This is a genomic window from Desulfolithobacter sp., from assembly GCF_054025815.1.
On sequence record NZ_JBPMMS010000042.1, the window covers coordinates 149,232 to 161,063 of the forward strand.

The window sequence follows — 11,832 nt, forward strand, 5'->3', positions numbered from 1 at the left end:
GATTACCCGGGATAGTGACGAAAGAATCAAAGAGCAACCTGTCACAGGTTCCACGTGTCCGGAGAACCCGGGCAACAAAACAGGACACAAGAGTTATGGTATCAGGAAAATACAGTGCTCTTTCAGGTGCAGTGGCCAGGGAACAGGCCATGTCCACCATCAGCAACAATCTTGCCAATGTATCAACCTCTGGCTTCAGGAAAGACCGGGTTTCTTTTGAATCCCTGCTCCGTGGCCGCCAGCAGGTGAACGAAGCCAAAGGGATAAACTTCACCAGAATCCGTAAGATCGGGACAGACTTCACCCCTGGCCCCATGCGCCAGACAGATAACCCCCTTGACCTTGCCATTGACGGAAAGGGTTTTTTTATGGTCCAGGACCAAACCACCAGCTATCTCACCCGCCAGGGTCATTTCATCGTCGATCAGGATGGTTTCATCAAAACCCCTGCCGGACACAACCTGCTCGATGACGGTGGCGGACCGGTGCAGATAAGTGGTTATTCCGGAAAAAGCATCATTATCGACAACAACGGCAATATCTCGGTGGACGGAACGGTTGAAAGCAGGGTGCAGATCTATACCGTGGATGATCCCGACCAGCTTAAGAAGGCGGGACATTCCCTGTTTACCTTCGATGGAGCCATACCGGTTCCGGACCCTGAAAGCCGGGTAGTCCAGGGGCACCTTGAACTCTCCAACGTCAATATGATGGAGGAGATGGTCCTGATGATCAATACATTACGTAAATACGAGGCCTATCACAAGGCCATGAAAAGCTATTCGAAGCTGGGCGAAAAGCAGAGCGAGCTTGGCACTGTTGCATGACAGGAAAAAGTACCAGCGTAAACGACAGCCAACTGCTTGAAACTCACGGGAGACAACTATTATGAGATCGCTGTGGACAGCAACTACCGGCATGGGGGCTCAAAACCTCAACATGGATGTTATTGCCAACAACCTGGCCAATGTCGGGACCACCGGCTTCAAAAAAAGCAGAGCCGACTTTCAGGATCTGCTCTACCAGGCCATCAAGGTTCCTGGCAGCCCGACGTCGGAGGAAACCAGGTCCCCCACCGGCATCCAGGTCGGTCTCGGAGTACGCACCGCCGCTGTCCAGAAAGTGTTCAGCCAGGGTGAACTGATCCAGACCGGCAACCCCCTTGACGTGGCCATCGAAGGGGAAGGATTTTTCATGGTTGCCATGCCCAACGGTATTACCGGCTACACCAGGGCCGGGGCACTCAAACGCGACGGCGACGGTCGATTGACAACCTCCGATGGTTACCCGCTGGATCCGGAAATCGTCATCCCCGATAATGCAAGACAGATCACCATCAGCGAAACCGGTATTGTCAGCGCTCTCCTGGGAGATGACACCACGGCCACCCAGCTTGGAAACATCGACCTGGCCACATTCACCAACAACTCGGGCCTCCTCGCCATCGGCCAGAACCTGTTCCGGGAAACCGACGCCTCGGGCGCCGCCACGGTTGGCACGCCGGGGACCGACGGTCTCGGTATTCTTCTGCAGACCTATCTCGAAAGTTCCAATGTCAACATGGTCGAGGAAATGGCCAACATGATTACCGTTCAGCGGGCCTTTGAAATCAACTCCAAGTCCGTAACCACCACAGACGAAATGATGCGCACAACGGTCAATATGGTGTAACCTGAAATGTTTCTGGTTAAATCTGTCTTTCTCCTTCTTCTTGTTGTTCTCCCGGCTATAACCCAGGCTTCATCCCTGGTGGTGACCTTCAGGGAAAAAGCCGTGGTACAGGCGGACAAAATCACCCTGGGGGACATAGCCACTCTGAACCCGGAGAACGACCAGACCCGCTCCATTGCCAGCCTCCTGGTCGGCCGCGCACCTCTACCAGGCCAATCCAGGAAACTTCAGGCTGAAGACGTGATCCGCCGACTGGCCGGTGACCAGCGGCTGCAAGACGCATATTGGCAGGGATCCGGCAATATCATCGTGGAGCGTGACGGCATTGTCATAGACAGGAAACAAATACAAAAGATTCTGGCAGACTACCTCCAGCAAAACCTGAACAAACTGCCCAGGGGCCAGATACGTTTTTCCTCTCTACGCATTCCGGCCCCATTCACATTGCCGTCCGGAAGGCTGAACTGGAAGGTCGTCCCTTCAAGACCTGAAATAATCGGCAGCTCCAGTTTTTCGATCATCTTTAAAGTGAACGGAACCACTGTGCGTAACTGCACTGTCCGGGGCAGAATTGAAGTCCTGGCCAGGGTAGCCACCGCTGCTGTTACCCTGCGCCGGGGACAGATTGTAACCGCAGACAAAATTCGCATGACCAGACAAGATATCGCCTCCCTGCAGGACCCTTTCTTCAACCCTGACAATATCATCGGGATGCAGGTCCGCTATACCCTGCACGCGGGAAAAGCAATCGAGCATCGGCATGTTGAAGAGCCACCGGTTATCCGCAAGGGAGACCTGGTCAAGATTATTGCCAGCCGCAGCGGTCTCCAGCTGACGGCCACCGGCATGTCGCGCATGGATGGTCGTCCCGGTGATGTTGTTCGGGTACAAAACATGAATTCTGGAAAACTGATCTACTGCCGGGTGGATGCCCCTGGTCTGGTTTCTGTGGAGTTTTAACCATGAAACAGCTTTTCATTCTTTTCTTCTCATCTCTTCTGGTGCTCACCGGCTGCGCTTCCCGAGAACCTCGGATCGTAAAAATTCCGGACACCCTCGAACCCGTTATGAGTGCACCACCAGGCACCAGGTCGCCCGGCTCGTTATGGCCCGGTGAGCGTGAGGGATTGTATGCCGACGTCAAAGCAAGGCGAGTTGGAGATATTGTCACCATCACGATCAAGGAAGAAGCCAGGGCCAGCAAGGAAGCTTCCACCCAAAGCGGACGCGACACTTCCATGTCTGCCGGTATTCCCGCTCTTTTCGGCCTTGAAAAATCCATCATGGCCAAAAATCAGAAAGTGGACATGACCACTCTGCTTGACGCAACTTTCAGCAACCAGTTCAAAGGATCTGGCAAAACCATGCGCAAAGAGGACCTGGTTGCCACCCTGACAACCCAGGTAATCAAAGTTTACCCCAACGGAACCATGAAAATAAGGGGCGGCAAATCCATCATCGTCAACAATGAGGAGCAGATTATCTATCTGACAGGAATCGTCCGGCCCGAAGACATAACAGCAGACAACACCATTGACTCCAGTCATATCCTCAATGCCAGGATAGCATATACCGGAAAAGGAGCATTGTCCGACAAACAGAAACCGGGCTGGCTGATGCGGATTGTCGACAATGTATGGCCTTTCTAAATGACCTTTCCCGGACAGACAGACGACAACTGATATGGCCATGAAACAGACTTCATTTAAAATGTATACGGTGGTCCTGACGATACTCTTTTCGTTGCTTGCCGAATCATGGAGCCAGGCTGCCCGGATCAAGGACATCGCCGATATTCAGGGTGTCAGGGAAAACCAGCTGATCGGTTATGGCCTGGTCATCGGTCTCAATGGAACCGGAGATGACATCAAGAAATCTGTTTTCACCAAACAGGCGATGATCAACATGGTCAAGAGACTGGGCCTGGCCCTGACCCCGGAAACATTTGACCAGATGAAAACAAAAAACGTGGCCTCTGTCATGGTCACAGCTTCCCTGCCCCCGTTTGCCCGTCCCGGAACAGCCATTGACGTAACCGTTTCCTCCATGGGTGACGCCTCGAGTCTGGCCGGCGGCTCACTCCTGATGACCACCCTCAAGGGGCCTGACGGCAAGGTTTACGCTGTGGCCCAGGGCCCGCTGAACGTTGGAGCGATCTCGTACGGAGGCAAGACGGCCAAGGTCCAGAAAAATCACCCCACCGTGGGCCGCATTCCGGGCGGTGCGGTTATCGAGCGGCCGATCGACTACCGACTCCCAGACACCGGCAACCTGCTCTACCAGCTCCGGCAGCCGGACTTTACCACCGCGGCCAGGATGACAGAAGCGATCAACTCCCGGTTTGGCCAGGATACCGCCCACTCGATGGACTCGAGTTCGGTCCGGGTCAAAATGCCGTCGGCATACCAGGGCGATGTGGTGTCCTTTGTCGCCGATCTTGAAAAGATCGAAGTCCAGACCGATGCTCCTGCAAGAATCGTGGTCAATGAACGCACCGGCACCATCGTCATGGGCAGAGACGTACGGATCTCCACCGTAGCCGTGTCCCATGGCAACCTGAACCTGGTGATCACCGAGCCAATCGAAGTTACACAGCCCAACCCCCTGGGAGAGGGGCAGACAGTGGCTGCGCCACGGACAACCATCAATATGAGCGAGGATCAGGGAAACATGGTGGTGCTCGAAATGGGCGTCTCCATTGGCGATATCGCCAAGGCCCTGAACGCGATAGGCGCAACACCCCGCGACCTGATCGCTATTTTCCAGGCCATCAAGGCCGCCGGAGCCCTTCAGGGAGAACTTGTCATACTGTGAAAACCATGAACCTGCAGATTGATCCCCGAACCGTTATCAGTCCCTCAACAAATCCTGCGCCGAAGGAGACAAAAAATGATCCTGAGACCTTGAAAAAGCTCTGCCAGGATTTTGAGGCGATCTTTATCCAGTACCTCCTGAAATCAATGCGAAAGACCGTACCGGAGGGCGGCCTGTTCGACAAAGACAATGCCCATGATATTTACCAGGACATGCTTGACAGCCAACTCGCGGCTGAAATGGCCCGGACCCAGAGCACAGGCATGGCAGACACCATGTACCGGCAAATGCAGAGACTGCTGGACAAAAACGAAAATACACTCTGATGACTGCAAAACATTCCAGAACCCATATTGCCGGGAATGCTGGAGCGCTGCCAGCCGAAATGACTCAGCCAAAAAAAAATTTTTTTGTATAAAGATATTTTTTCTTGCTGTCGATACGATAAGTAAGAGAAAGAAAATAAACTGCAGTGATTCGCAAGATCGAATCACAGACAGGATGAAAATCAGGTAAAGCAAGAAGCTCTTAAAACAAAAAAAGACCTGATTTCAGTAAATTAAAGGTGAGCATCATGACAGTCAACTTTTTCGGAGTCCAAGGGTTTGGCCAGGTCGGCGGAGTCCGCAAGACAGATTCCCCCGGAGGTCCTCAAAAAGCAGAAAAAGGTGAAAAAGGACAATCAACCACCTTTGCCACCGCACTTCAGGGTGCATCCGAAATGCAGGCAACGACCCCCACACAAAACACAGAACGGGCAGCCAGGGTACAGGCGCTCAAAGAACAGGTCAGCAACGGCTCGTACCAGCCGGATCTCGACCGGGTGGCTTCAAGCCTGCTCAAGTTTCTGGTGGAGGAAGGTTAACGCCATGACCAGGGAAACCGTGCGCCAGCATCTCATCCGGCTGCGGGACCTCATCCGTGAAGAACGGGAACATGCCAAGAACATGGACCTTGAGGCCATGGCCCGTTTGAGAAAGGAGAAAGAGGCCCTGATCCAGGTTCTCGATACGGTCAAGGACCTGCATCCCGACGATCATGAATACGCCCGTCAGGTCAGGATGGAAAACAGGCGCAACGCCTATCTTTTCAAGTCAACACTGAACTGGATCCAGGAGACCATGGAATTTTTCGGCCGCAGGACCGTGCCAGCCATCTACGGCCAAACTGGCCAAACCATGGCCCCACCGGTCAACGGTCGTCTGCTCTCCGGCAAAATCTAAACAACCCGCTGCCAGCCTTCACCATATAGCCTGGCCCGACACGGGCCAAAAAGAATATCAGTCCCAGCTGTCGCCTTTGCAGCTCACCGACCCCTGCAAAGCTGTCTCGACTGTAGCTCTCTCCTTCTTCGCTCCCTTTTTTTTCATTTTCCAGTCCCGCTGCAAATCAAAGCTGCTCTAAACATCTACCTCTTTTCTGCCGATATGATAGGCAGGTAGTGCCTCTGGCCCCATGACTGACGCTGGGGTCTCCAAAAAGCCTCGATATCCTTAACAGGGACACAAAGACATGGGCGGACTTCTCACAGCATTGAATGCAGGCAAGACAAGCCTGTCGGTTAATCAGAAATCCATCGAAATTGTCGGTAATAATATCGCCAACGTCAACACGCCGGGCTACTCCCGGCAACGGGCCGAGCTGACACAGATCCCGGCGGTGAACTGGGGAGACTTTTTCGTCGGCCAGGGCGTAACGGTCACCGATGTGAAGCGCGACTACGATGTGTTCATCAATCGCCAGCTCCAGGAAAAAAACATTGATTATGGCGAGGAGCTGGGAAAATCCAATTCCCTGGCCGAGCTCGAGCGTATATTCAGCATTTCGGAAGACAACCTGGCCTCGGAAATAGACCGATTCTTCGACGCCTGGCAGCAGCTCGCAGCCAACCCGAGCGGTCTCGTGGAACGGGACACGGTTATCCAGCGGGGCCAGCTCCTTGGTGACGCCTTCAAAACCAGTTACGACGAACTGGAAAATGTCCGTCAAAACATCAACAACTCCATTCTTTCCAAGGTAGACACCATCAACGAACAACTGAACCAGATAGCGGAAGTAAACGATCGTATCCGCCAGGTGGAAACATCAGGTCAAACCGCCAACGCGGCCAGAGACCAGAGAGACCTGCTGATTCAGGATCTTTCCCAGACATTGGGAGTACAGACATATACCGACAGCAACGGCATGCTGAACGTGCAACTGCCAGGCGGGCTGCCTCTTGTCCAGGGGGGGCAGGCAATGAAGATCGAGGTTGTCATGAATGGCAGCGATGTCAACCTGCAGGTCAACATTGCCGGATCAACCCAGGACATAGGCCTGAACCAGCTTGGCGGAGAGATGAAAGGCCTTTTTTATATGCGCGATGTATTCATCGGGGACCTGCGCGACAACCTTGACACCCTTGCCACCGAAATCGCCAACTCAGTAAACCAGGTTCATCAAAACGGTACCGGACTGGATGGTTCCACAGGACTGAACTTCTTTGTCGATCCCGCAACCCTGGATCCAGAAGATCATCCCAGCCGTAACCTGACAGTACAAATCACCGATGCCAGCCAGCTGGCTGCCGGTGGCCCCACCGATCCGCCAGGAACCCCTGCTCCTCCCGGAGACAACACCAACGCCCTTGCCATGGCAGCTCTCGAGCGGCAGGCAATCGCAGGTTTGAACGGGGACACCTATGATGCCTACTTTTCCAAGATGGTTTCAACCGTAGGAATCGAGGCCAACCGTAACGACCTGGCACGTAATGGTGCAGAAGACGCCCTTGTCCAGCTGCAGAACTTGCGGGATGGATACTCAGGCGTATCTCTGGACGAAGAAATGATTGACCTGGTCCAGTACCAGAGAGGATTCGAGTCGTCGGCAAAATTCCTGAGCACCATTGACGAAATGATGAACTCTCTCCTCCAGATGAAGAGGTAAACCATGAAGGCCACCCAGGGAACCACCTACAGAATGCTGGGCTCACGCCTGGACGATATCACGACCCGTCTTGAAGAACTGCGGAATATCGGCGCAACCGGCAAACGGCTCATCAAGCCTTCCGATGATCCTTCGGCCATTCGTCCGGTTCTCTCGATGCGAAAACAGATCAGCAATGTGGACCGCTACCTGGAAACCATGGCTACTTCGGCAGATACCATGCAGGCCACAGATGGTTTTCTGGAGCATGTGGAAAGAATCATGCAACGAGCCAAGGAAATAGCCATCAACGCGGCCAACGCAACCCTTAACTCCGAAGACCGGGCAGTGTTGGCCGATGAGCTGAAGAATATCCAGGAAGAACTGGCCGACACAGCCAATGGAATCATAAACGACCGATACATATTCTCCGGCTTTGAAGACAAAACAATCCCTTTTGTCAAAAACGATTCCTTCGACCCGGACCTGTATGATCCAAACGACTCAACCACCTGGCCCTACACCTACCAGGGAGACAACAACCACGTTTATCTTGAAATTTCACCTGGCGAAAAAATACAGACAAACCTGACCGGGGCGGAACTGTTTATTGGGGACTCAGACCTGGACGGTTCCGTTGACAGTGACCGGGTCGATATTTTCGCTGTTCTGGCCCTGACCGAGGACGCCATCAGAAGAGGCGACATGGATGCGCTCAATGTTCAGCAAATCCAGCTTGACAAGGCGGCCGAACAAAACCGGCGGCTTCGCAGTCAGATGGGCAACAGGGCCGCCAGAATAGATGAAGCGATCCTGCACCAGCAACAGGTTAAAATTGACCTTAAACAGATCCTTTCCAGATACGAAGACGCAGATGCCATCGAGGCATTCAACGCAATCATGGAACAGGAAACTGCTTACGAGGCGGCTCTCAGCATAACTTCTAAAATCTCCAGGCTATCAATCCTTGATTTCATGTAACGCAAACGCTCACAGGGGCCCTATCTTTGCACGGTTGTGCCTGACCAATACTCGCAAATCGCGCGAAACCGCTTTCTCCGAATACGCACTGCGCTGAGGCCCCTTCTCCAAACTCCTGGTGCAGAGATTGAGAATACGGTTGTAATTATAAGAAATCTATCCCATACTGTAAGGACATGAAAAAACGCATCATATCAGGATACGTAATGAAAGGCGGTCACCGGTCGCGCCCGGCCGCAGACACACAGGTGCCGGAAGATCACCGGTCGGTAACCGCATGGGAGCAGCGATTTCACAAAGGAGAACAACTCTCCACCGCCTCCATCCTGGTATCAGGAATCATTGACCATTCAGAGATGTCAATGCGTCAACACTGCTGCTCGTATCAAAAATACAAAACCAGCACCTGGAACTGAGGTGCGGACAGGAGTAACCCCATCATGCTGGTTCTGACCAGAAAGCCGGGAGAAGGTATCGTCATCGGCGACAACATTGTTGTCAAAATCATCGAGTCCAAGGGAGGCTCCATCCGGATCGGTATTGAAGCTCCCCGGACGACGAAAATATACCGCCAGGAAGTTTACGACCGGATTTGCCAGGAAAACATAGAAGCTGCCCGCTGGGATATTACAGACCTCGATAATCTCAGCGATTCTCTTGCAACCAGGACGGTAAAAAAATGACGCTTAAAAAAATAATAACCCGCTTTGGCGAGGTGGAATACGACCCTGAAAAAACAATTTATTTTCCGGAAGGACTCGTAGGGCTCGAAGATCTCCAGCACTTCATTGTCATGCCCAACAAGAAAGAAGGGCCCCTGTTCTGGATCCAGTGCGTCGACAACCCGGAGTTTGCCTTTGTCGTAACCGATCCAACCAACTTTTTTCCCGATTACGCAGTCCCGGAACCAGGTGAAGATATCCTCAGCAGGCTTGAGTCTGACCAGGAGTCCAAGCTTTTCGTTCTGGCCATAGTTACAGTGCACCCGGATCAACAAATCACCCTGAACCTGAAAGCCCCACTCTTATTTGCTCCCGAAAGCAACCGTGCGGTCCAGGTGATACTGGAAAACTCTCCCTATGATGTCAGGACTCCGCTGCCCAGGGTGGAACCCTCTGGAAAGTAAAAAGCAAAAAGAACCAGGATGATGTTGCTGGCAACAGAGCCAGCAAGGAGTCCTGAAAACTTCCACTTTAATTGAGGACTCCGGCTCTGCTCCCAACGCCCCCCAAGATCCTCGATTCAAAACTTGAGCTGAACAGGCAGGCATGCAGGGTCACAGCAAGGATACAAATCAACCGGAACGAACAGTCGCATTTATTGTGGCCCGTCTCGGGTCATCCAGACTTCCGGCAAAACAGTTCCGGAAAATCGGCCACAAAACACTCATTGACCACCTTCTTGATGAACTCAAAAAATGCCGACATATCGATGAGATAGTCCTTGCCACATCAGACGAACCTGAAAACATCCCCCTCTTGTCCTGGACCAGAAAGCACGGGATCTCTGCGTACAGTTACCAGGGAGACGTTAATCGTGTGACCACCAGGCTGAGGAAAGGAGCGGAAAAATTCTCGGCAGACATATGCGTACTTGTCAGCGGCGACTGCCCCCTGATCCATGCTCCGGCCATTGATCGACTGATTTCAGCAATCAAGTGCCATCCTGAGGCGGACTTTGTCACAGCCGGACAGAACAAACCAGGAAACTACCCTGCCCTGCAAGGTGTCCTGGTTGCCAGAATTAAAGCCTGGCAACGTGCCGATGATCTGTCGGATCGTCCGGCCCTGAAGGAACATCATTTCCCGATTCTTCATCAGCGGCCAGATCTTTTCACCTGTCACAGGATCACGTTGCCAGAGGAAATCCATGCCCCGTTCCACCATCGATATTCTATTGACACCTGGGCGGATCTCGAATTTCACAATGCGTTGTACAATGCTCTTGCCGCCCGGGGTTCTGCCTACAGCCTCTCTGCAGCCATTGGTCTCCTGCAGCAGGACCACTCTCTTCTGGACATCAACAGTCACGTCCACCAGAAAGGGGTTGAGGAGAGCAGCAGAAAGGTTCTTGTGGTGGTGGATGCCGGTGAAGACTACGGATACGGACATCTCATGCGGAGCCGTGAGCTGGCCCTGCAGATCACGGAACGGCTTGGATGGCCGTGCACATTCCTGTCCGGTGACCAGGAAGCACGAAGCTCTCTTCAGGCAGTGGGGTTTCCTCTTCTTCCCATGGACATCACGATATCGGATCTTTTCGATCCTGAAAAAAACGTCCGGCTTCCTTCCTTTGATCTTATAATCCTGGACCTGAACAGTGATAATACCCTGCCATGCAGGTGGAGAGAAGCTCTCTCAAACGAGACAAAGGTCGTCGTCCTGGACAGGATCGACGACTGGACCCAAGAATCGGATCTTGTTATTATCCCGGGCGTTACAGCGCAAATCCTGACCAACAAAACCACCGGCGAAAACCCTGCAATCCTTGCGGGCCGCGACTATGTGATTCTTCGCCGGGAGATCAGCAGGATGACAAGGAACAAGGTTGCAAAGGACATTGACCTGTTGGTCTATCTGCACCACAAATGGCAGCAAGACGTGATCAGAAAGTTCGCAGGAAAGACGGATCTCTCTGTGCACGTCATAGAACAACAATGTACCAATTTCCATCATCTCCTGGCCCGGAGCCGGGTCTTGCTGAGCGGATTTGGAGTCTCCTTTTACGAGGCTGTTGCCTTGGGCACCTATCCGGTAACCTGGCCGTTTTCCGCTGCCCATGATCGTGATGCCCGATCTTTCTACAGAAACCTTGGACTCAAACCAATCATGGTGCCAGATGACCTGCGTGAGGACGAACTTGCCAGGATAATCAACATGGCCCTGGGCGAACAGACAGGAGACACCATGAAAGACGGCACCCCGAACATTGTGCGTAAAATAAAGTCACTCTTCGAGCAGCCATAACATGACTGTCAGCTTCATTGCCGAGGTATCCAGCAACCACAATCAGGATCTCGAGCGCTGTTATCGCTTTATCGAAACAGCCGCATGGATAGGGTGCACCGTTGTCAAATTTCAGTTGTTCAGAATAGACCAACTTTTTGCCCCCTCTGTCCTCCGGCGCAGTGCCGAGCATCGAAAAAGAAAACAGTGGGAACTGCCCACCGAGTTTCTTCCTCTTCTCCATGAAAAATGCGTGGAACATGATATTGCTTTTTCATGTACGCCATTCTATCTGGAAGCGGTGAACGAGCTGGCTCCGTTTGTCAGTTTCTACAAGATCGCATCCTACGAACTGCTCTGGAAAGATCTCCTGATCGCCTGTGCCGAAACCGGCAAGCCAGTTGTTCTTTCCACCGGCATGGCGACCATGGAGGAAATTGCCGAGGCAGTCACGACATTACGGGAAGCAGGTTGTCGCGACATCACGCTCCTTCATTGCGTCTCTGCCTACCCGACG

14 protein-coding genes are annotated in these 11,832 nt (G+C 52.8%); all 14 read left to right on the forward strand.

Translation table 11 applies throughout. The features are described 5' to 3' along the window. The first annotated feature begins 95 nt into the window (after window positions 1-95). On the forward strand, window positions 96-827 hold the full coding sequence (flgF, locus tag ACXJJY_RS12250) for a flagellar basal-body rod protein FlgF (RefSeq protein WP_456388238.1): 732 nt from the start codon (window positions 96-98) through the stop codon (window positions 825-827). Between the two features lie 58 nt (window positions 828-885). After that, the gene (flgG, locus tag ACXJJY_RS12255; protein WP_456388268.1) at window positions 886-1,671 is read left to right on the forward strand and encodes a flagellar basal-body rod protein FlgG; all 786 of its coding nucleotides are present in this window, start codon (window positions 886-888) and stop codon (window positions 1,669-1,671) included. 6 nt (window positions 1,672-1,677) lie between these two features. Then, window positions 1,678-2,631, forward strand: a complete 954-nt coding sequence (gene flgA, locus ACXJJY_RS12260) for a flagellar basal body P-ring formation chaperone FlgA (RefSeq protein WP_456388240.1) — start codon at window positions 1,678-1,680, stop codon at window positions 2,629-2,631. Window positions 2,632-2,633: 2 nt separating this feature from the next. Continuing rightward, the gene (locus tag ACXJJY_RS12265; protein ID WP_456388242.1) at window positions 2,634-3,320 is read left to right on the forward strand and encodes a flagellar basal body L-ring protein FlgH; all 687 of its coding nucleotides are present in this window, start codon (window positions 2,634-2,636) and stop codon (window positions 3,318-3,320) included. A 40-nt stretch (window positions 3,321-3,360) separates the two neighbouring features. Next, window positions 3,361-4,485: a flagellar basal body P-ring protein FlgI gene (locus ACXJJY_RS12270; RefSeq protein WP_456388244.1), complete on the forward strand. Its 1,125-nt coding sequence runs from the start codon at window positions 3,361-3,363 to the stop codon at window positions 4,483-4,485. Window positions 4,486-4,490: 5 nt separating this feature from the next. After that, window positions 4,491-4,811, forward strand: a complete 321-nt coding sequence (locus tag ACXJJY_RS12275; RefSeq protein WP_456388246.1) for a rod-binding protein — start codon at window positions 4,491-4,493, stop codon at window positions 4,809-4,811. Window positions 4,812-5,059: 248 nt separating this feature from the next. Beyond that, window positions 5,060-5,350 (forward strand): flagellar biosynthesis anti-sigma factor FlgM, encoded by a 291-nt coding sequence (gene flgM / locus ACXJJY_RS12280; RefSeq protein ID WP_456388248.1) that lies wholly within the window; start codon window positions 5,060-5,062, stop codon window positions 5,348-5,350. Between the two features lie 4 nt (window positions 5,351-5,354). Further along, window positions 5,355-5,708 (forward strand): flagellar protein FlgN, encoded by a 354-nt coding sequence (locus ACXJJY_RS12285; RefSeq protein ID WP_456388250.1) that lies wholly within the window; start codon window positions 5,355-5,357, stop codon window positions 5,706-5,708. A 289-nt stretch (window positions 5,709-5,997) separates the two neighbouring features. Continuing rightward, a complete protein-coding gene (flgK, locus tag ACXJJY_RS12290) occupies window positions 5,998-7,410 on the forward strand; it encodes a flagellar hook-associated protein FlgK (RefSeq protein WP_456388252.1) in 1,413 nt (470 codons plus the stop codon). 3 nt (window positions 7,411-7,413) lie between these two features. Further along, complete coding sequence (gene flgL, locus ACXJJY_RS12295) at window positions 7,414-8,370, forward strand: flagellar hook-associated protein FlgL (protein WP_456388254.1); 957 nt, start codon at window positions 7,414-7,416, stop codon at window positions 8,368-8,370. A gap of 440 nt (window positions 8,371-8,810) precedes the next feature. Further along, complete coding sequence (gene csrA / locus ACXJJY_RS12300; protein WP_456388256.1) at window positions 8,811-9,053, forward strand: carbon storage regulator CsrA; 243 nt, start codon at window positions 8,811-8,813, stop codon at window positions 9,051-9,053. Continuing rightward, window positions 9,050-9,496, forward strand: coding sequence for a flagellar assembly protein FliW (fliW, locus tag ACXJJY_RS12305; RefSeq protein WP_456388258.1), 447 nt, complete (start codon window positions 9,050-9,052; stop codon window positions 9,494-9,496). Before csrA ends, fliW begins: the two co-directional genes overlap by 4 nt. 142 nt (window positions 9,497-9,638) lie before the next feature. Beyond that, window positions 9,639-11,336: a cytidylyltransferase domain-containing protein gene (locus tag ACXJJY_RS12310; RefSeq protein WP_456388260.1), complete on the forward strand. Its 1,698-nt coding sequence runs from the start codon at window positions 9,639-9,641 to the stop codon at window positions 11,334-11,336. Between the two features lies 1 nt (window position 11,337). Continuing rightward, on the forward strand, window positions 11,338-11,832 hold a 495-nt coding region (locus tag ACXJJY_RS12315; protein ID WP_456388262.1), incomplete at its 3' end, for an N-acetylneuraminate synthase family protein.